Annotated in this window: 21 protein-coding genes and 1 tRNA gene; 3 read left to right on the top strand and 19 right to left on the bottom strand. The window is 60.1% G+C overall.

What is annotated here, in order from left to right; genetic code table 11:
- Nucleotides 1-215 precede the first annotated feature (215 nt).
- The 10 genes from V9K84_RS04835 to thrS form a co-directional block, all read right to left on the bottom strand.
- The gene (locus V9K84_RS04835) at nt 216-2201 is read right to left on the bottom strand and encodes an acyltransferase family protein (protein ID WP_054915179.1); all 1986 of its coding nucleotides are present in this window, start codon (nt 2199-2201) and stop codon (nt 216-218) included.
- Between the two features lie 704 nt (nt 2202-2905).
- Nucleotides 2906-2982 (bottom strand) — tRNA-Pro (locus V9K84_RS04830).
- 106 nt (nt 2983-3088) lie between these two features.
- Nucleotides 3089-3445 carry a MerR family transcriptional regulator gene (locus V9K84_RS04825; RefSeq protein WP_043860798.1) on the bottom strand — a complete coding sequence of 119 codons (357 nt, stop codon included), beginning with the start codon at nt 3443-3445 and terminating at the stop codon, nt 3089-3091.
- Nucleotides 3426-3728, bottom strand: a complete 303-nt coding sequence (gene ihfA, locus V9K84_RS04820) for an integration host factor subunit alpha (RefSeq protein WP_002553164.1) — start codon at nt 3726-3728, stop codon at nt 3426-3428. Before ihfA ends, V9K84_RS04825 begins: the two co-directional genes overlap by 20 nt.
- Nucleotides 3729-3731: 3 nt before the next feature.
- On the bottom strand, nt 3732-6107 hold the full coding sequence (gene pheT / locus V9K84_RS04815; protein ID WP_058541295.1) for a phenylalanine--tRNA ligase subunit beta: 2376 nt from the start codon (nt 6105-6107) through the stop codon (nt 3732-3734).
- Between the two features lie 35 nt (nt 6108-6142).
- Nucleotides 6143-7159, bottom strand: a complete 1017-nt coding sequence (gene pheS / locus V9K84_RS04810) for a phenylalanine--tRNA ligase subunit alpha (protein WP_054915262.1) — start codon at nt 7157-7159, stop codon at nt 6143-6145.
- Between the two features lie 107 nt (nt 7160-7266).
- Entirely contained in the window at nt 7267-7623 is a 357-nt protein-coding gene (gene rplT, locus V9K84_RS04805; RefSeq protein ID WP_043860801.1) for a 50S ribosomal protein L20, read from the bottom strand.
- A 29-nt stretch (nt 7624-7652) separates the two neighbouring features.
- Nucleotides 7653-7847, bottom strand: a complete 195-nt coding sequence (gene rpmI, locus V9K84_RS04800) for a 50S ribosomal protein L35 (protein ID WP_027620572.1) — start codon at nt 7845-7847, stop codon at nt 7653-7655.
- A 60-nt stretch (nt 7848-7907) separates the two neighbouring features.
- Entirely contained in the window at nt 7908-8459 is a 552-nt protein-coding gene (infC, locus tag V9K84_RS04795) for a translation initiation factor IF-3 (protein ID WP_173925091.1), read from the bottom strand.
- Nucleotides 8459-10381 (bottom strand): threonine--tRNA ligase, encoded by a 1923-nt coding sequence (gene thrS, locus V9K84_RS04790; protein ID WP_043860803.1) that lies wholly within the window; start codon nt 10379-10381, stop codon nt 8459-8461. The genes infC and thrS overlap by 1 nt, the downstream gene beginning before the upstream one ends.
- Before the next feature lie 370 nt (nt 10382-10751).
- Here thrS and V9K84_RS04785 point away from each other — a divergent pair, with 370 nt between their 5' ends.
- Together V9K84_RS04785 and V9K84_RS04780 are read left to right on the top strand one after the other, a co-directional pair.
- The gene (locus V9K84_RS04785; RefSeq protein WP_088515215.1) at nt 10752-11048 is read left to right on the top strand and encodes a hypothetical protein; all 297 of its coding nucleotides are present in this window, start codon (nt 10752-10754) and stop codon (nt 11046-11048) included.
- Nucleotides 11049-11211: 163 nt separating this feature from the next.
- Nucleotides 11212-11424, top strand: a complete 213-nt coding sequence (locus V9K84_RS04780; protein ID WP_003179963.1) for a cold-shock protein — start codon at nt 11212-11214, stop codon at nt 11422-11424.
- A gap of 81 nt (nt 11425-11505) precedes the next feature.
- Here V9K84_RS04780 and V9K84_RS04775 read toward each other — a convergent pair whose 3' ends face one another.
- Entirely contained in the window at nt 11506-11826 is a 321-nt protein-coding gene (locus V9K84_RS04775; RefSeq protein ID WP_043860805.1) for an I78 family peptidase inhibitor, read from the bottom strand.
- A gap of 140 nt (nt 11827-11966) precedes the next feature.
- Complete coding sequence (locus V9K84_RS04770) at nt 11967-12269, bottom strand: hypothetical protein (RefSeq protein WP_054915264.1); 303 nt, start codon at nt 12267-12269, stop codon at nt 11967-11969.
- A 324-nt stretch (nt 12270-12593) separates the two neighbouring features.
- Here V9K84_RS04770 and V9K84_RS04765 point away from each other — a divergent pair, with 324 nt between their 5' ends.
- Complete coding sequence (locus tag V9K84_RS04765) at nt 12594-12824, top strand: hypothetical protein (RefSeq protein ID WP_043860807.1); 231 nt, start codon at nt 12594-12596, stop codon at nt 12822-12824.
- Here the strand turns inward: V9K84_RS04765 and V9K84_RS04760 are convergent.
- Genes V9K84_RS04760 through V9K84_RS04730 form a run of 7 tightly spaced genes read right to left on the bottom strand, consistent with a single transcriptional unit; the run spans nt 12796 to nt 19754 of the window.
- Entirely contained in the window at nt 12796-13821 is a 1026-nt protein-coding gene (locus V9K84_RS04760; RefSeq protein WP_088515216.1) for a nucleoside hydrolase, read from the bottom strand. The two genes, V9K84_RS04765 and V9K84_RS04760, sit on opposite strands and share 29 nt — an antisense overlap.
- 30 nt (nt 13822-13851) lie before the next feature.
- Nucleotides 13852-14256 carry a D-ribose pyranase gene (rbsD, locus tag V9K84_RS04755; protein ID WP_058541297.1) on the bottom strand — a complete coding sequence of 135 codons (405 nt, stop codon included), beginning with the start codon at nt 14254-14256 and terminating at the stop codon, nt 13852-13854.
- Entirely contained in the window at nt 14253-15170 is a 918-nt protein-coding gene (gene rbsK / locus V9K84_RS04750) for a ribokinase (RefSeq protein WP_088515217.1), read from the bottom strand. Before rbsK ends, rbsD begins: the two co-directional genes overlap by 4 nt.
- 12 nt (nt 15171-15182) lie before the next feature.
- Complete coding sequence (locus V9K84_RS04745) at nt 15183-16205, bottom strand: LacI family DNA-binding transcriptional regulator (RefSeq protein ID WP_088515218.1); 1023 nt, start codon at nt 16203-16205, stop codon at nt 15183-15185.
- 3 nt (nt 16206-16208) lie between these two features.
- The gene (locus V9K84_RS04740; protein WP_088515219.1) at nt 16209-17204 is read right to left on the bottom strand and encodes an ABC transporter permease; all 996 of its coding nucleotides are present in this window, start codon (nt 17202-17204) and stop codon (nt 16209-16211) included.
- The gene (locus tag V9K84_RS04735) at nt 17201-18751 is read right to left on the bottom strand and encodes a sugar ABC transporter ATP-binding protein (protein ID WP_088515220.1); all 1551 of its coding nucleotides are present in this window, start codon (nt 18749-18751) and stop codon (nt 17201-17203) included. The genes V9K84_RS04740 and V9K84_RS04735 overlap by 4 nt, the downstream gene beginning before the upstream one ends.
- Before the next feature lie 46 nt (nt 18752-18797).
- Entirely contained in the window at nt 18798-19754 is a 957-nt protein-coding gene (locus V9K84_RS04730; protein WP_043860814.1) for a sugar ABC transporter substrate-binding protein, read from the bottom strand.
- Nucleotides 19755-20065 lie beyond the last annotated feature (311 nt).

The raw sequence follows: 20065 nt of genomic DNA, 5'->3' as shown, positions 1-20065 counted from the left end.
AACAATCGCCCAAGCACCACAATGGCAAAGCCCACTGCCTGGCGCTGCTGGGCAGCGATGGCATTGCAGGTGGCTGATGCCTGGCGCGCAGCAGGCTGTTGATTTTGAAACGAGCCATCGCTTGGTTTAGAGCAGGCGAAAATGCCCGCAACTTGGCGGGCATTAGGAGGATATCTAGAAGCCCGCACAATGCCGGGTTAATTTAGATGTTATATCTAATCAGCAGATGCCGATATCTCTTCGATTGGTTTATCAAGTAGTTCGAACTGCTTGGCAAACCCCTCAACCACAATTTCAGACCCAGCCCCAGACAAATGTCCACGATCAAAGTAGGTCATACTTTTTCCGGTATACACCAGACACTCAAGTGGTGCTTCGTGCCGACACAGTACTGAAGAAGGGTTGAAGTATTCCAGCCCGTATTTCTTTGCAAGCCTTTCGATCACAAGATTAGAATGCAGGTAATCATCAGAGCGCATAAACTGCTGAGCATGTGAGAAAGCTGTTTTCCTTGCGACAAACTTAATTGGCTCAACGGAAAAATCTGGCGTATTACCGAACACCACCACCTTGGCCCTAGCCTTTCCAAGATCACTAAAAAATTGATCCAGTTCTTGCTCATACTGCGTTTGACCGATCCGTAAGTATGAGCCAAGCCAATTAGCACCAACAATCAACACATCTCCAGAACCAAGATCTGGAAGCATCTCCTTTACAAACATATCCGAGAACTCTGTGCAGCGCCGCTCTGAATTTTCAATATAAGCAAATGGCCTGCAGCTAGTTCCGGTCCACTGCTGAATTGATAACTCACTGCCTGCATATACCTTTCTAATCCCAGCAATAAGATGTGCCGCTTCGGAATCACCATAGACAACCAGTCTTCGACCAGCGCCCTCAGCACTTACACACTGCTCTTTGATTAGATCTGCTGCGCTTTGATGATAGTCTATGAAGCACTTTCCAAGACCATAGATCCCCATTGTTTCCTTGTAACCGGAAACCACACCTACATTTGCCAATACTTGCTGCGGCAAAGATCTAAATTCCAATCCATTTTTTTGGTAAGTTGTAAAACCTACGGCCCCCATGACAACCATTGCGGACACAAGAGCATAGGCCTTGCCGTTTCCATCGCCCCCTTCACGAATAGGCCGCTCGATAAAACGATAAGTGATCCAGGCAAGCACGATAGACAACAGTACCGCAGCAACGCGCACGCTGACATCAGGGACATCACCGTTGACAATCCGCGCAAACGTTAAAATAGGCCAGTGCCATAGGTAGAGAGGAAAACTGATTAAGCCAATCCATACCATCAGCCTGTTGGACATTAGCACACGATTGAGCCAAGCCTCCGGGCCGGCAGCGATAAGCAGCACCGCTCCAATGACCGGAACAGCTGCAAATTTTCCAGGAAAGCCAACTTCCTTATCGATGAAGATGAAGCCAAGCACGAGAAATGCAATACCGGCCGCTGACTGTATGTTCGACACGGCGCTGTATCTATTTGAGATTCCCGCGTCGATTCTGATCTTCATTTCTCGCAGCGCAGAACCTTTGTAGTGAGTCACCCACGCTAACATACTGCCGCATAGCAACTCCCAGAACCTTGTGTGCGGCGAGTAGAATGTTGAAGTCGCATCGCTTGCGACCCCAACAATATTGAGGTAGAACGAGATTGCAGCTAACAGTAAGGCAATAATAAAAAAGTTGAATCTAATCTTCCACGCAACGATCAAAACCACAGGCCAGATAATATAGAACTGCTCTTCGATACCTAGACTCCAAAGGTGCAGTAGTGGCTTTGTCTCGGCAGAATTGTCAAAATACCCAGACTCCCCAAGGAGAGTAAAATTTGATACAAACCCAGCACCAGATGCAATGTGCTTTCCTAGCTGAGCGTATTCATCTGCTAAAAGCAAGTACCAACCTAGTGCATAACTTGAAATCAGAACAAACAAAAGACCCGGGAAGATTCTTTTCACCCTTCGAACATAGAAGTCCGTTATTTTAAAAGCCCTTCTATCTAGGCTTTTAAAAATAATTGTAGATATCAAAAACCCAGATATTACAAAAAATACGTCAACCCCGATAAACCCCCCCTTCATGACACTTGGGAAGGCGTGAAAAATTACAACTGAGAGAACTGCAATGGCCCGCAAGCCATCAATGTCCGGTCTATATTTTGGGTGGGACAAATTAGAAGTCATTAGTCTGTTGCTATCCGTAGTAGACGAAGACAATAGGCACTGAATTTCGCGCACATACTACGTGATACGGTCCGACAAATCGAGATTACACGGTGGGCTGGCGCCCTTGAGCCGCGATAGCACCAGTTCAGCCCACCAAGAAAGCCACTCAGGCGCCGAGTTCTGCAGAGCTTTAAGGCTCAAACCACACTGACACGGAATAATTCACGCGCGATATCTGGCTTAAGTTGGCCCCCAGTCGATGGCCGGCAATACTGCCCTCCCCTGAATGTCAGGAAGACGGTGAGCGGCAGGGGCACCATGTCAACGCTCTCTTTTTTGAAAACATGAACCTCTGGCGTATGCACCACGTTTGTTCCGGCCATCCGGCACCGTGCTGGGCCGCCGCCACAATCGAAGAAATTTCTTACCTCTGCGGTGTCGAAATAGAAGGATGCGCAGTGTCTGTAGTGGCCCCAGCCAGCTGGCGCGGGCAACAAAAAAACTTTGGCCCTAAGGCGCCGACGCTATCCTGCGCAGAGCGTGACCAGCTGATTGAAGTTGCAAACAAGGTGTCGGCAACCGATTCACGCGCCCGGTGCTGACGATCTTGAAAAGGAGGATTGGACGAAGAAAAAGGCGAAGTCACTCGAAAAGTCACTAGCCCCAAAAACAACAAAGCCACCCGAAGGTGGCTAAGTCATTGAAATATATGGTCGGGACGGAGTGATTCGAACACTCGACCCCTTGCACCCCATGCAAGTGCGCTACCGGGCTGCGCTACGCCCCGACTGGGCTTGAAGCATGTTCCCCTTGTTGCTGAGAACGATGAAGAATTTACCTTAACCTTTTGAATTATGGAAGCTTTTTTTCCAAAATTCCTGAAACGGCTTCGGTCACTTCTTCAACACCACCAGCACATCCTCCAATTCGACAATCATCTGCCGAATCATCTGTTTGTACTGGGTCGTGTCATCCTTGGCTTCATCCCCCGACAGGCGCAACCGCGCACCGCCGATGGTGAAGCCCTGGTCGTACAACAGCGCCCGGATCTGCCGGATCATCAGCACGTCCTGGCGCTGATAATACCGGCGGTTACCGCGGCGCTTCACCGGGTTAAGCTGGGGAAACTCCTGCTCCCAGTAACGGAGCACGTGCGGTTTTACCGCACAAAGCTCGCTCACTTCACCAATGGTGAAGTAGCGTTTGCCTGGAATCGGCGGAAGCTCGTCGTTATGACTTGGTTCCAGCATAGGCCTCAACTCGGGCTTTCAACTTCTGCCCTGGACGAAAGGTGACGACTCGACGCGCCGTGATCGGGATCTCTTCACCCGTTTTCGGGTTGCGGCCCGGCCGCTGGCGCTTGTCACGCAAGTCAAAGTTGCCGAAACCCGACAATTTGACCTGCTCGTTGTCTTCAAGAGCGTGCCTGATCTCTTCAAAAAACAGCTCGACCAATTCCTTGGCCTCGCGCTTGTTCAGGCCCAGCTCCTCGTACAGCCGTTCGGCCATCTCAGCTTTCGTCAGAGCACCCATACGCTATTTCCTTAACGTGGTGTTCAACCTTTGTTCAAGCGAGGTGAGAATGTTTTGCGTGGTGGCGTTCACCTCATCGTCGTTAAGAGTGCGCGATGGATGCTGCCAGGTCAAGCCGACGGCCAGGCTTTTTCTATCAGGATCAATACCTTTACCCTGATACACATCAAACAGCCTGAGGTCGGTGAGCCACTCGCCCGCGTTTTCACGGATTACATCCAGCACCGCGCTGGCCGCCACATCACGCCCTGCGATCAACGCCAGGTCACGGCGTACTTCGGGGAAGCGCGACAGTTCGTGGAACTTCGGCAGGCGCCCTTCCACTACATCCGCCAGCACCAGCTCGAACACATACACGGTGCGATCCAGGCCCAGGGTCTTGACCAGCTCGGGGTGCAAGGCGCCCAGGTAGCCGACTTCGACGCCGTCACGCTCGATGCGCGCGGTCTGGCCTGGGTGCAGCGCCGGGTGTTTGCCGGGCACGAAGGTGAAGTCGTCGAGCGAACCGGAGAAGCCCAGTACCGCTTCAACGTCGGCCTTCACATCGAAGAAGTCGATGGTGTCGCGGCCGTTGGCCCAGCCTTCCGGCAGGCGGCTGCCGCAGACCACACCAGCCAGCATCGGCTGTTGCTTGAGGTCGCCCAGCTGGCCGACGAAGCGCTGGCCGCTCTCGAACAGGCGCACGCGGTCTTGCTGGCGGTTGAGGTTGTGCTGCAGTGCCTTGACCAGGCCCGGCCACAGGCTGACGCGCATGGCCGCCATGTCGCTGGAAATCGGGTTGGCCAGCAGCAGCGGCTCTACGCCAGGGTTGAACAGCTCGAACTGCTTGGGGTCGATGAAGCTGTAGGTGATCGCTTCCTGGTAGCCACGGGCAACCAGCAGGCGACGCAGCGCAGGCAGTTCGCCACGCACTTCAGACCTGGCCTGCGGGGCCAGGCGCGCTTGCGGATAACGGACCGGCAGGCGGTTGTAGCCGTACAGACGGGCCAGCTCTTCGATCAGGTCCACTTCCAGGCTGATGTCGAAGCGATGGCTGGGCACTTCGACCTGCCACTGCCCGGCCTCACCGCTGGTTTTCAGGCCCAGGCCGTTGAGCAGTTGCTCGACTTCGGCACTGTCCATCTCCATGCCCAGCATCTGGGTGATGCGCTCGGCACGCAGGGTGACCGGGGCGATGTTGGGCAGGTGCTCTGGGCTGACGGTCTCGATGATCGGGCCGGCTTCGCCGCCTACGATATCCAGCAGCAGGCCAGTGGCGCGCTCCATGGCTTCGCGGGCCAGTTGCGAGTCGACGCCACGCTCGTAGCGGTGCGAGGCATCGGTGTGCAGGCCGTAGGAGCGGGCCTTGCCAGCCACCGAGATCGGCTCGAAGAAGGCGCTTTCAAGGAAGATATCCTTGGTGGTGGCCGCAACGCCGCTGTGCTCGCCACCCATCACGCCGGCAATGGCCAGGGCGCGATCGTGGTCGGCGATGACCAGCGTGTCGGCACGCAGGGCAACTTCCTGGCCATCGAGCAGGACGAGCTTCTCGCCCTCCTCGGCCATGCGCACTCGGATGCCACCGTTGATTTCAGCCAGGTCGAAGGCATGCAGCGGCTGGCCCAGCTCGATCATCACGTAGTTGGTGATGTCGACGGCAGCATCGATGCTGCGCACGTCACTGCGGCGCAGGCGCTCGACCATCCACAGCGGGGTCGGGCGTGACAGGTCGACGTTACGGATAACGCGGCCCAGGTAACGCGGGCACGCGGCCGGCGCCAGCACGTCTACCGGGCGCACGTCGTCGATGCCTGGCGCAATGGCCGGCACGGTAGGGCGGGTGACCGGGGCGCCGTACAGGGCACCGACTTCACGGGCGAGGCCGGCCAGGGACAGGCAGTCGCCGCGGTTCGGGGTCAGGTCGACCTCGATGCTGGCATCGTCCAGGTCCAGATACACGCGGATGTCCTGGCCAACCGGGGCGTCTGCCGCCAGTTCCAGCAGGCCGTCGTTCTCTTCGCTGATCTGCAGCTCGGCGGCCGAGCACAGCATGCCGTTGGACTCGACGCCACGCAGCTTGGCCTTCTTGATCTTGAAGTCGCCTGGCAGTTCGGCGCCGATCATGGCGAACGGGATCTTCAGGCCAGGGCGCACATTCGGCGCGCCGCACACTACCTGGAAGGTCTCGCTGCCATTGCTGACCTGGCACACGCGCAGCTTGTCGGCGTCGGGGTGCTGCTCGGTGCTCAGCACCTCGCCCACCACGATGCCGCTGAATTGACCGGCGGCCGGGGTTACGCTGTCGACCTCAAGACCGGCCATGGACAGACGTGCCACCAGCTCGTCACGGGATACCTGCGGGTTGACCCAACCGCGCAGCCACTTTTCACTGAATTTCATCCTGCTCTCCTAAAGATTCGTTACGGGTGCGCGACCTAGCGAAATTGCGCAAGGAACCGCAAGTCGTTGTCGAAGAACAGGCGCAAATCGTTGACGCCGTAACGCAGCATGGCCAGGCGCTCGGCCCCCATGCCAAATGCGAAGCCCGAGAACTCTTCAGGGTCGATACCAGACATGCGCAGCACGTTCGGGTGCACCATGCCGCAGCCCATGACTTCGAGCCAACCGGTCTGCTTGCACACACGGCAGCCCTTGCCGCTGCACATCACGCACTGGATATCGACTTCAGCCGAAGGCTCGGTGAAGGGAAAGAACGACGGACGGAAACGTACCGCCAGCTCTTTTTCGAAGAACACGCGCAGGAATTCTTCGATGGTGCCTTTGAGGTCGGCAAAATTGATGTCGCGATCGATCAGCAGGCCTTCGACCTGGTGAAACATCGGCGAGTGGGTAATGTCCGAGTCGTTGCGGTACACGCGACCCGGGCAGACAATGCGAATCGGCGGCTGAGTGGACTCCATGGTCCGCACTTGCACCGGCGAGGTGTGGGTGCGCAGCAGCATGTTGGCATTGAAGTAGAAGGTGTCATGCATTGCCCGGGCCGGGTGGTGGCCGGGAATGTTGAGCGCTTCGAAGTTGTGGTAGTCGTCTTCGACTTCCGGGCCTTCGGCGATGCCGTAGCCGATATGGGTGAAGAACTGCTCGATGCGTTCGAGGGTACGGGTGACAGGGTGCAAACCACCGGAGGTCTGGCCACGGCCAGGCAAGGTGACGTCAATGCACTCGGCAGCCAGGCGAGCGCTGAGCTCGGCTTCTTCATAGGCGGCTTTGCGGGCGTTGAGCACCTCGGTAACGCGTTCCTTGGCTTCGTTGATCAGTGCGCCGACTTTGGGCCGCTCTTCAGCCGGCAGGTTGCCCAGGGTCTTCATCACCTGAGTCAGTTCGCCTTTCTTGCCAAGGAATTGAACCCGGATCTGCTCCAGGGCATTGATGTCTTCAGCGCGCTCCACAGCCTCGAGGGCTTGGGAGACCAACGCATCCAGGTTTTCCATGTACAGACTCCAGATACAAAATAGGGGAAGAGCTTACAGGCTCTTCCCCTATCTATGACGTTTAACATCCGCCGCCGACATCGACGGCGAATGATTGTCGTGGGTACTTAAGCCAGAACGGCTTTAGCCTTTTCGACAATCGCAGCAAACGCCGCTTTTTCGTTCACTGCCAGATCAGCCAGAACTTTGCGGTCGATTTCGATCGACGCTTTTTTCAGGCCAGCGATCAGGCGGCTGTAGGACAGACCGTTGACGCGAGCACCAGCGTTGATACGAGCGATCCACAGAGCGCGGAACTGACGTTTTTTCTGGCGACGGTCGCGGTAGGCGTATTGGCCTGCCTTGATGACCGCTTGCTTGGCAACACGGAATACGCGCGAGCGAGCGCCGTAGTAACCTTTAGCCAGTTTCAGAATTTTCTTGTGACGCTTACGAGCGATGACGCCACGCTTTACACGAGCCATGAGTAATTTCCTCTATCTATAACCAAAAATTAACGAAGGCGCAGCATGCGCTCGACTTTTGCAACGTCCGACGCGTGCAGCAGGCTGCTACCGCGAAGTTGACGCTTACGCTTGGTCGACATTTTGGTCAGGATGTGGCTCTTGAAAGCGTGTTTGTGCTTGATGCCGTTAGCCGTTTTCAAGAAACGCTTGGCTGCACCGCTTTTGGTTTTCATTTTTGGCATGTTCGGATACTCCGCATTCAGTTGATAAACATAACCGCAAGGCCTGCCGTGCCCTGGTGGTTATTTCTTTTTCTTGGGGGCGATGACCATCAAAAGCTGGCGTCCTTCCATCTTAGGATGCTGTTCGACGGTCCCGTATTCGGCAAGATCAGCTTCGATCCGCTTCAACAGTTCCATACCCAGCTCCTGGTGGGCCATCTCACGACCACGGAATCTCAGAGAGATTTTGGTCTTGTCCCCATCAGTAAGGAAACGTACCAGGTTGCGTAGTTTTACCTGGTAATCCCCTTCCTCCGTCCCTGGACGAAACTTGATTTCTTTGATCTGGATGATCTTCTGGTTCTTCTTCGCCGCAGCCTGCTGCTTTTTCTTCTCGAACAGGCTTTTGCCGTAGTCGAGGACTTTGCAGACAGGCGGAACGGCGTCAGCAGAAATTTCTACCAGGTCCAGTTTCGCTTCTTCAGCGATACGAAGCGCTTCTTCAATCGAGACGATGCCCAACTGCTCGCCGTCAGCGCCAATTAACCGAACCTCACGTGCCGAGATATTCTCGTTGATCGGGGCTTTCGGTGCAGCTCGTTTATCTTGTCTCATATCACGCTTAATAGTAATTACTCCGAATCTTGGCGACCACGCCGGGAAACCGCTTGCGCGAGCAGGTCCGCAAATTGGGCGACGGGCATGGAGCCCAGGTCAGCACCTTCGCGGGTACGCACAGCGACAGTTTGCGTTTCGACTTCCCGATCCCCGATAACCAGGAGATAGGGAACCTTGAGCAAGGTATGCTCGCGGATTTTAAAGCCGATTTTCTCATTTCTCAAGTCGGACTTGGCACGGAAGCCGCTTTCGGCCAGAGTTTTTTCCACTTTCTGGGCGAAATCCGCTTGTTTGTCGGTGATATTCATGATCACCGCCTGCGTAGGCGCCAGCCAGGCTGGGAATGCACCTTCGTAGTGCTCGATGAGAATTCCGACGAAACGCTCGAACGAACCGAGGATGGCACGGTGCAGCATCACCGGATGCTTGCGGCCGTTGTCTTCGGAGACGTATTCGGCGCCCAGACGGATCGGCAGGTTGAAGTCGAGCTGCAGGGTACCACACTGCCACACACGGCCAAGGCAATCCTTCAGCGAGAATTCGATTTTCGGGCCGTAGAACGCCCCTTCACCCGGCTGCAGGTCGTACGGCAGGCCGGCGCTGTCGAGCGCGGCGGCCAGTGCGCCTTCGGCACGGTCCCACAGGTCGTCGGAGCCCACGCGCTTTTCAGGGCGCGTCGAGAGCTTGAGCTCGATGTCCTTGAAGCCAAAGTCCTTGTACACGTCCAGGGTCAGCTTGATGAACGCGGCGGACTCGGACTGCATCTGTTCTTCGGTGCAGAAGATGTGCGCATCGTCCTGCACGAAGCCGCGCACACGCATGATGCCGTGCAGGGCGCCCGAAGGCTCGTTGCGATGGCAAGCGCCGAACTCGGCCAGACGCAGCGGCAGCTCGCGGTAGCTCTTCAGGCCCTGGTTGAACACCTGTACGTGGCACGGGCAGTTCATCGGCTTGATGGCGTAGTCGCGGTTCTCGGACTGGGTGGTGAACATGTTGTCACCGTAGTTGGCCCAGTGCCCGGACTTCTCCCACAGCGTGCGGTCGACCACTTGCGGGGTCTTGATTTCCAGGTAGCCGTTGTCGCGTTGCACCTTGCGCATGTACTGCTCGAGCACCTGGTACAGGGTCCAGCCATTGGGGTGCCAGAACACCATGCCCGGCGCTTCTTCCTGGAGGTGGAACAGGTTCAGGCGCTTGCCGATCTTGCGGTGGTCGCGTTTCTCGGCCTCTTCGATGCGCTGGATGTAGGCGGCCAGCTGCTTCTTGTCAGCCCAGGCCGTGCCGTAAACACGTTGCAGTTGCTCGTTCTTGGCGTCGCCGCGCCAGTAGGCACCGGACAGCTTGGTCAGCTTGAACGACTTGAGAAAGCGCGTATTGGGCACGTGCGGGCCGCGGCACATGTCGACGTATTCTTCATGGAAGTACAGGCCCATGGCCTGTTCGTTCGGCATGTCTTCGACCAGGCGCAGCTTGTAGTCTTCGCCACGGGCCTTGAACAGCTCGATCACCTCGGCGCGCGGGGTGACCTTCTTGATGACGTCGTAGTCCTTCTCGATCAGCTGCTGCATGCGCTGCTCGATCGCCGCCAGGTCTTCCGGGGTGAAGGGACGCTCATACGCGATGTCGTAGTAGAAGCCCTCGTCGATGACCGGGCCGATCACCATCTTGGCGGTCGGGTACAGCTGCTTGACGGCATGACCGACCAGGTGAGCGCAGGAGTGACGGATGATCTCCAGCCCCTCTTCGTCCTTGGGCGTGATGATTTGCAGGCTGGCGTCCTGCTCGATCAGGTCGCACGCGTCGACCAGCTTGCCGTCGACCTTGCCGGCCACGGTGGCCTTGGCCAGGCCTGCACCAATGGATGCGGCGACCTCGGCTACGGTTACGGCCTTGTCGAACGAACGTTGACTGCCATCGGGAAGAGTAATAGTGGGCATGGCGCCTCCTCTCCTAGTGGTGACCCCTACCAAAGGTCACGTGGGTTGGGATGAGCCAGTACGCGATTCGACCCTGTCTTTGCAATGCAAAGCCTGCCTCACAGTGGCAGAAGCCCAAGGGCCTGCCAGGGTACGAACCAGAGTGACTGGATACATATATATAGAAAGATTTGAGCGGCAAGACGAATCGGCCAAATCCTGAGCCAGGCATGCTAGCACAAAGCTTTCGGCGCGTAGGGCCATGGGCCGGGGATATGCAGAAATATTCTGAAATTAGACCGATGCGGTGAACTTGAGCGGTTTTTTTCCGCTCAGAGATTAGGAAGCGACCTACTCTAGATACACCCGACCTAATAAAGGAGTGACCGGTATGCGACTTCATTCTCTTCTGGCCTTGGCGGCCACTGGTGCCCTGCTGCTGCCGCTTGGCGCCAACGCAGGCACTGTTCCACCAGGCTACCTGACGTCCTGCGTGGCCACCGCCTCTGCCCAGCCGGGCATGACGAAACAATCCGCCGAAAAGCACTGCAGCTGCAGCGTGAATGTGATCGAAAAAAACTTTTCGGACGCAGAGATCAAAGAGCTCAACAGCAATGACGGCGTAGACCAGAAGCTCATAGACAAGGCAACCCAGCTGGTTACGAAGGCCTGCAAGCCCCAGAAATAAGGGCGCAGGCCATACAAAACTCAGTTAATTTGCGCCAGATCAGCATTCGGCACACGTAAAAGTCACCACAAGCGCAAAATTAGACTATGATGCCTCTGTGCACCTTGTTGGCCTCGGCGACACCGCACTACTGAAAAACATCATGTTTCCTGGAGATACACCCATGTCCAATCGCCAAACCGGCACCGTCAAATGGTTCAACGATGAAAAAGGCTTCGGCTTCATCACTCCACAAGGTGGCGGCGACGACCTGTTCGTACACTTCAAGGCCATCGAGTCTGACGGCTTCAAGAGCCTGAAAGAAGGCCAGACCGTCTCCTTCGTTGCCGAAAAAGGCCAGAAGGGCATGCAGGCTGCACAAGTTCGTCCAGAGTAAGTTCTGACGAATTAAAAAAACCCGTCCTTGGACGGGTTTTTTTGTGCCTGCCGTTTATGCAACGGCAGGCCCGGGGCGGAATCAGCCGCAGTTGACCCGGGTGACCACGCCCTTGTCGTCGGCGTTGAGGTTCAAGCGCTCGGAACGGTACTCCAGGGTGATCATGTCGGTCGGCTTGAGTACGCGGGCGATCTGCGCCCCGCTCGCCTTGCGCGCCTGCTCCAGCAGCTCGGGGGTTGCCGGCTTGCCGACGGTGAATGCGGCGTTGCTGGCATCGCAGCGACCATCGAGGTTCGGTGCTGCCGCTACCTCTGGCGCCTTGGACGATGAGCCATCGGTACTGCAACCTGCCAGAACCACGGCTGCCAACAGGCTCGCCAATGTTGCACGCGTGCGGAACATGAATCCTCCTTTCAAATACTGGAATGCTGTCTGATACGACAGTTTTAAGCACTTTTGGTTGCAAAAACGTCCCAGTCTGCCTGAGACGTGCTCGTCAGGGAAACCTCAATCGTGACCGGATTTTGCCTGAGCGCAGCGGTTCAGTAGATATCGATGTAGTCGCTGGCGGGCTTGGGCCAGTTGCTGGCCAGCACGTTGTACACCTGCATGACCCAGCGTTCGTCGTCGGCGGCAACAGGGCCCACGCAGCCCGAGCCGGCGGCCCAGGTCTCGAGGCGAAACAGCAGGCCATCGAGCTCGCGCCCGCCGGTAATCTGCGACAGGTAGGCAATGCCGCCGCGGGTGACGCGCAACTGGTTGTGGATTCGGTCGTTGCCTTCGGCCAGCAGCTGGCGCACCTGCTGGGGGGTGAGCTGCTCGGGGGTGTTCAAGTCGATCTGCACGGGGTGTCCTCGGGCGTGCGCGGTGGCTGTGGGGTGCAGGGTACATCAGGCGGACTCTGTTCGCCCTCTTCGCTGGCAAGCCAGCTCCACGGCTACCGCGCCGACCCAAGTGCCAACGACGAATCGGTACAGACGTCACGAATAGGCGAACCCAACCACCAATTAGTTTGCCTAGCCCCGCTGCTTATGCATAAGTAGCAGTGCTGGCCCTGTTGCAACATGTTTAACTTGTACCTGTTGGCGGAGCGCAATCATGCCCCCGCTGTAGACGCCAGGGCCCGGCATCTGCACCAAACAGCACGCGTATTTTCGATCGAGACCCCCATGAATAGCCCCACCCTGGACACCAACATCAAGGTCACATGGCCTGACGGCCATCGTTCCTACAGCCCCGGCACCACCGAAGAGCTGTTCATCATCGCCGCCGACCTGCTGCTTCAAGACCTCGGCCACGAAGCTGCCCGCACCTTCGTCGACCAGGTGTTCGAACGCCACTGGCCCGCGACCGAACACCAGCCCACACCCATTACTGCAATCGAGCAAGACGCTCGCTGAGCAAATCGAAAAAGCCCTGAGCATCGCCGCTCTCGATCCACATCACATTGGCCGGTAGCTCGAGCGTGCCGTACCAGTCCGCAATGGTCTGACCAAAGGTCGGGCCTTCGCGGCTATCCACGCTCACGTGAATCTGCCGGCCACTGAACAGCTCGGGCTTGAGCAAGTAGGCAATCACGCTGGCATCGTGCACCGGCCCACCCGGCAGGCCGTAGTGCGCCATGTCCCCCTTGACGTAAGCATCCAGAATATCGCCCACCAGCTTGCTGGCGTGGTTGTTCAACCCGCGAATCTGCTTCAGGCGCGCCTCGCTGGTGAGTACCTTGTGGGTCACGTCCAGCGGCAGGTAGGTGAGCCTGACCCCGCTGCGCAACACGACCTCTGCCGCCTGTGGGTCGGCGTACAGGTTGAACTCGGCCACCGGGGTGATATTGCCGCCATTGAAGTGGGCACCGCCCATCACCACCACTTCCTTGATGCCCTTGACGATCTGCGGGGCCTGAATCAGCGCCAGTGCCAGGTTGGTCTGCGGGCCTAGCATGGCAAGGGTGATGCTGTTGGGTTCAGCGCCACCGAGGGTGTCGATCAGGTACTGCACTGCGCTGCCCTGGGCCAGGCCCTTTTTCGGCTCGTGCACCGCCACGCCAGGCAAGCCCTCCTCGCCATGGATGTTCTCGGCATAGATCGGCGTGCGCACCAGCGGCGTGGGCGCGCCGGCGTACACCGGCACCTCTTCGCGCCCCGCCCACTCCCGGGCCAGCCGTGCGTTGCGCGAGGTCTTGTCGAGTCGCACATTACCGGCCACGGTGGTAATGGCGCGCACCTTCAGTTCCTCTGGCGACGCCAGGGCGAACAACAACGCCACCACGTCATCCGCGCCGGGGTCGGTATCGATGATCAGGTCGCGGGGCGCGGCCAGCACGGCAGCACTCGACAGGGCAGACATAAGCACTACACCTCGCAGCAAACGTTTGGCGTTATGGACACGTTCAGGCATCGGGCACTCCTTGTGCTCAGGGGACAACAGTCAAAAGGTCACGCCCGCCACCAGCGCGATGTTGGTATAGGGCTGGCATTCGCCGGTGCGCACGATGGCCCTGGCCTGCGCACCGAGCTGCTTGAACGCCGCATGGCTCATCAAATGGCGCGCGCCCAGCTCGCCGCGGGCATGCAGCAGGTCGATGCCTGCCAGGGCCGGCGGCCTGTGTTGCAGGGTCTCGTCGGCCAGCACGTGGCTTTCGACCTGCATTTCGGCCAGCACCGTGTGCAAGGTACTGATGAAATCCGGTATGCCGGGCGTCAGTGCAAGGTCGATCAGCTCGACACCGGCAGGCACGGGCAGGCCGGCGTCGCCGATCAGCACCACATCGCCATGCCCCAGCGACGCGATCAGGCGCGACAGGGCGATATTGAGCAACGGGGTCTTCTTCATGGCGTGCTCCCCTGCAGTTCGCTCAGATACGGAATGGAGGGCTGGGCACCGGCGCGGGTGACCGAAATGGCGGCGGCCTGCTGGCCAAAGGCAATGGCCTCGCGCTCCGACCTGCCAGCGGCCAACGCAGCGGCAAAGCCACCGACGAAGGTATCCCCGGCCGCCGTGGTGTCCAGTGGCTGCACCCGCGTCGCCGGAAAATGCGCAAAACCCTGGCCATCGGCGAATAGAGCGCCTTGCGCGCCCAGGGTGACGATCACCTTGCCCACCCCCAGCGCCAGCAGTCGGCTGGCGGCTGCCTGCGCCTCCTGCAGCGAAGCCACCGGCAGCCCGGTCAGGGCGCTGGCCTCGCTCTCGTTGGGGATCAGGTAGTCGATGTTGACAAACCAGTCAGCCGACAGCGGCCCGGTGGCCGGTGCCGGGTTGAGGATCACGGTCTTGCCCAGCGCCCGGCCACGGGCCAGGGTATGTGCCACGGTGGCCTGCGGTACTTCGAGCTGGCAGATGATCACATCGGCAGCCTGCAGCAGGCGGTCCAGGCGCTGTACCGATGCCGGCAGCAAGTGCCCGTTGCCACCGGCCACGATGACGATGGCGTTCTGGCTGCTGGCATCCACCACGATCAGTGCCACACCACTGGAAACACCCGCCGCCGTGTCCACGCCCTGGCAATCGATGCCCTCGTCGAGCAGCGCCTGACGCAACTGCGCACCGTAGGCGTCCTCCCCCACACAGCCGATCATCGCCACCGCTGCCCCCAACCGCGCAGCTGCTACCGCCTGGTTGGCGCCCTTGCCGCCCGGCACGGTGCCGAACCACTCGCCGGCCAGGGTTTCCCCCGCCTGCGGCAGGCGCTCGGCGCGGGTCACCAGGTCCATGTTCAGGCTGCCTACCACCACTACATTCGCTTGCATGGCATGTCGGTCCTAGCGGTAATCATTGAAGAGGTCAGGACGCGGCCCGGTGGACTCGCGCAGCACGATGCTCGGTGCGACGATGCGCTGCTCTACCCCACTGCGCTGCGGCTCACCGATACGCCGCAGCAACAGTTCGGACGCCATCTCGCCCAGCTCGCGGATCGACTGCCCTACCGTGGTCAGCGCAGGGTAGACGTACTGGCTCATCTGGATATCGTCGAAACCGATCACCGACAGTTCGCTCGGCACGCAGATGTTGCGCTCGGCCGCGGCACGCAGCACGCCCATGCCGATCATGTCGTTGGCCGCGAAGATCGCGGTCGGGCGGTCGTGGCCCAGCAGTTGCGCTGCGGCGCCATAGCCGCCCAGGCTGGTGAAGTCGCTGTCCACCACGCGGCCCTCGCGCAGGGGCACCCCGGCCTGGGCCAGTGCCCGGTGAAAGCCGGCCAGGCGCATCTTGGCCACGCTGGTGTGTGCCGGACCGTTGATGCAGGCGATGTCCTCGTGCCCCAGCTCCAGCAGGTGCCGGGTGGCCAAGTAGGCCCCCTGCTCGTGGTCGATGCGCACCAGGTCGGCGTCGACGCCCGCCAGCGCGCGGTCGACGATCACCATGGGCGTGCGCACGCTGGCCAGGCTGTCGAGCAGGTCGGCCTCCTCGCCCACCGAGGCCACGATCAGACCGTCGATGCGTTTCTCCAGTAGCACGCGCAGGTAGCTGCGCTGCTTGCGCGGGTCGTCATCGGAGTTGCACAGGATCACGCAGTAGCCATTGCGCTCGCAGCCATCCTCGATGCCCCGCGCCAGTTCGGCGAAATACGGGTTGACGCTGTTGGGCACCAGCAGGCCGATGGTGGCCGTGCAGCGCGCCTTGAGCGAGCGCGCCACCGCACTGGGCACGTAGTCCAGCTCGGCAATCGCCGCCTCTACCTTGCGCCGCACCGGTTCGCTCACCGGGCGGGTCTTGTTCAGCACGTGGGAAACGGTGGTATAGGAAATACCCGCCAGCGCCGCTACATCTTTGATGGTTGCCATTGTTCAGGTCCGCCGGCGCGCGCGCCGGCTGCGGTAAGTGTCGAGAACCACGGCGATCACGATGACCGCCCCGGTGATGATGCGTTTGGTCGGCTCGCTGGCGCCGATCTGCGCCAGCCCTGCGGCCAGCACCGAAATGATCAGCACACCGAAGAAGGTGCTGATGACCGAACCGCGACCGCCCATCAGGCTGGTGCCGCCGATCACCACGGCGGCAATCACCTGCAGCTCCAACCCGGAGCCGGCGTTGGGGTCGGCGGCCTCCAGCCGCGAGATCTGGAACAGCGCCGCCAGGCCGGCCAGCAGGCCCATCAGCGAGAACACCAGAATCTTGTACGGGCGCGGATCGATGCCGGCCAGGCGCACGGCCTCTTCGTTGGTGCCGATGCCGATCAGGTAACGGCCGAACACGGTGCGGGTCAGCACCAGTTGCGCCACCACGATCACCAGCAAGGCGATGATGAAGGCCGGCGAAATGCCGAAGGCCACCGGCTCCGACAGCCAGGCAAAGGCATCACCGATGTACGCGGTGCGCGAGTCGGTGAGCTGGTAGGCCACGCCACGCGCCATTTCCAGCACACCCAGCGAGACGATGAACGAAGGGATGCGCCAGGCCACGGTGATCGAGCCGGTAAGGGTCCCGGCCAGTGCCGCGCACCCCATGCCGAGCAGTGCCGCCGGCAGCACGCTCCAGCCCCAGCCCAGAATCGCCACACTGACCGCCGACGCGGCCAGGGCCAGTACCGAGCCCACCGACAGGTCGATGCCGCCGATGATCAGCACGAAGGTCATGCCCACCGCCAGCACCATCAGGTCGGGGATCTGGTTGGCCAGGGTGCTGAAGGTGCCGTACGACAGAAAGTGGCTGCTCAGCAACGAGAACAGCACCACCATCGCCAGCAGCGCACCGGCCAGGCCCAGGTAGGTCCCCAGGCCGAGGTAGGTACCGCTGCGCCGGGCCGGTGAGCCAGGCGGTGTGTCTATCGGGGAGGTGTTCATGCGGGGTTCCTGGGCACTGCGTCTTGCAGCAGCGCGTCACGTTTCTGATAGCCGGCAAAGGCAGCGGCCAGTAGCTGGTCCTGGCTCCAGTGCTCACGCTCGAAGGTTTCAATCAGGCGCCCTGCCGAAAGCACGCCGATGCGATCGCAGATCAGCATCAGTTCGCGCAGGTCGCTGGACACCACCACCAGCGCCTTGCCCTGGCGGGTCAGCTCGGCGAGCAGCCCATAGATGTCGAACTTGGCGCCCACATCGATACCGCGCGTGGGCTCGTCGAACAGCAGCACGGCGCAGTCGCGCTCCAGCCAGCGGCCGATCACCACCTTCTGCTGGTTGCCACCCGACAGCTCCCCCACCGTTTGTGCGGGCCCGGCGCTGCGGATGCGCATGGCCTGGATCTGGCGCTCGGCCAGGGCACGCTCGGCAGCACCATCCACCAGGCCCGCGCGTGAGATCGCCGGCATGTTGCCCAACGCCAGGTTGGCGCTGACCGACTGCGACAACAGCAGGCCTTCGCCCTTGCGGTCTTCGGTAATCAGGGCCACGCCGTGGCGCACTGCAGCCATGGGCGAGTCGATGTGCACCGGGCGCAGCGGGCTGCCCAGCTCGATGCTGCCACTGTCGGCCGTGTCGGCACCGAAGATCAGGCGCAGCAGCTCGGTACGCCCGGCACCGATAAGCCCGGAGATGCCGAAGATTTCGCCGCTGCGCACCTCGAACGAGACGTCCTGCACCTTGTCGCCCCGGCCCAGGCCGCTGACACGCAGTACCGGCTCGCCGATCGTGCGGCGCCCCAGGTCGATATGCTCGCCCAGCTCGCGCCCCACCATCAGGTTGACCAGTTGCTCGCTGCTGTAGCGCTGCATCGGTTCCACGCACACCAGCTTGCCGTCGCGCAGCACGGCAATGCGCTGGGCGATGCGCTTGAGCTCTTCGAGGCGGTGGGAAATGTAGATGATCGACACACCCCGTTGCTGCAGGCGCTCGATCTGGCGGAACAGCAGCTCCACCTCGCGTGCGGTGAGCATCGCGGTGGGCTCGTCGAGAATCAGCACATGGCAGTCGCCGATCAGGTTGCGGGCGATCTCCACCATCTGCTGATGGCCGATGCCCAGCTCGCCGACCAGCGTATCGGGGTCGATCGCTTCGAGCCCCACCTGCGCCATTGCCGCGGTCGCCAGTTGGCGCAGGCGCGTGCGATTGACCCAGCCGGCGCGGCTGGGCAGGTTGTGCAGAAACAGGTTCTCGGCCACGCTCAGGGTCGGCAGCAGGTTGAGCTCCTGCATCACCATGCGCACGCCCTGGCGCTCGGCCGCGGTGCGGCTGGCGGGCTGATACACCTGGCCCTGGTAGAACATCTGCCCGGTGGTGGGGGTTTCGAGCCCGCCGATGATCTTCGACAGGGTGCTCTTGCCCGCACCGTTCTCGCCAGTCAGGGCCAGCACTTCGCCGCGCAGCAGGGACAGTTCGATATCGCCCAGCACGGGCTGGGCGTAGGTCTTGCCGATTGCACTGACCGACAACACGACATCCGCAGTCGCCGACATAAGGTGTTCTCCTGGCGCCCGCACCATGGCAGGCACCGTCAGCGGGCTAGGGCTGCTTGACCAGCTCAACCGGGGTCTGGATGACGTTGTCGGCATCCACGTCCGGCTTCTCGCCGCGCAGCATCTTCAGGGCCGCCTCGATACCGAACACCGCCTGCTTGGCGGCGTATTGATCGGCCGTGGCCAGCACCCGACCGTCGCGCAGCATCGGCTGGATCGCCTTGATGTTGTCGTAGCCCACCACCTGCACCGCGCCGACCTTGCCTGCCGCGCGCACCGCCGACACCGCGCCGAGCGCCATGCTGTCGTTGCCGGCCAGCAGCGCCTTGAGGTCGGGGTATTCGTTGAGCATGGCCGAGGCCACGGCATTGCCCTTGTCGATCTCCCAGTTGCCCGATTGCACCGAGACGATCTTGATCTTGGCTGCCTCCATGGCGTCCTTGAAACCGGCGGTACGCTGCTGGGCGTTGGTGGTGGTCGGCACGCCCTCGATGATGCCGACCTGATCGCCCACGCTCAGGCGGGTGGCCAGGTACTCGCCCACCAGGCGCGCGCCCTTGCGGTTGTCGGGGCCCACGAAGGGCACGCTGAGGTTCTTGCTCTTGAGTACATCCGGGTCGAGGCGGTTGTCGATGTTGACCACGGTGATCCCCGCGTCCATGGCCTTCTTGACCACTGGCACCAGGGCCTTGGAATCGGCCGGAGCAATCACCAGCGCGTTGACCCCGGAGACGATCATCTGCTCGACGATGCGGATCTGGTTGCTGGTATCGGACTCGTCCTTGATGCCGTTGGACACCAGGTCGAACTCGCCTGCGTGGTCTCTCTGGTAGGCCTTGGCGCCGTCTTCCATGGTGAGGAAGAACTCGTTGGCCAGCGACTTCATCACCAGGGCCACCTTGGGCTTGGCGGTGTCAGCATGGGCGTGGCTGAAGGGTACGGCGGTGGCGAGGGTGGCCAGCATGGCAACGGCCAGCAGGCGTCCAGCGAAGGGCAGCGTCATGGGTTCACTCCGAATCTTATGATTTTTGTCGGGTCGCAAACGTTTGCGGTTAACAACTATGGAAACGCTACCGGGTTTTGTCAAATCTGCCGACCGCCCTTCATGGCCCCAATAGTGCCGGGAATTATCCTTAAAATCTTCGGAAAACCGAACATCCGGCACCGCAATAATTCGGGTTTCCGAAAACAGTGCCGGGCAGCACGGGGTATAAACCTAAATAAATTTCTTATAAATCAATGAATTGGGGTAAACACTCAGTTAATTGGGCAACTGGTACGCTTTCTGCTGAACTTGTGTGGGCAACACAGCAA

The sequence above is a fragment of the Pseudomonas sp. AE27 genome (assembly GCF_037113495.1).
GTDB lineage: Bacteria > Pseudomonadota > Gammaproteobacteria > Pseudomonadales > Pseudomonadaceae > Aquipseudomonas > Aquipseudomonas palmensis.
This window is presented reverse-complemented; position numbering and strand designations above follow the sequence as displayed.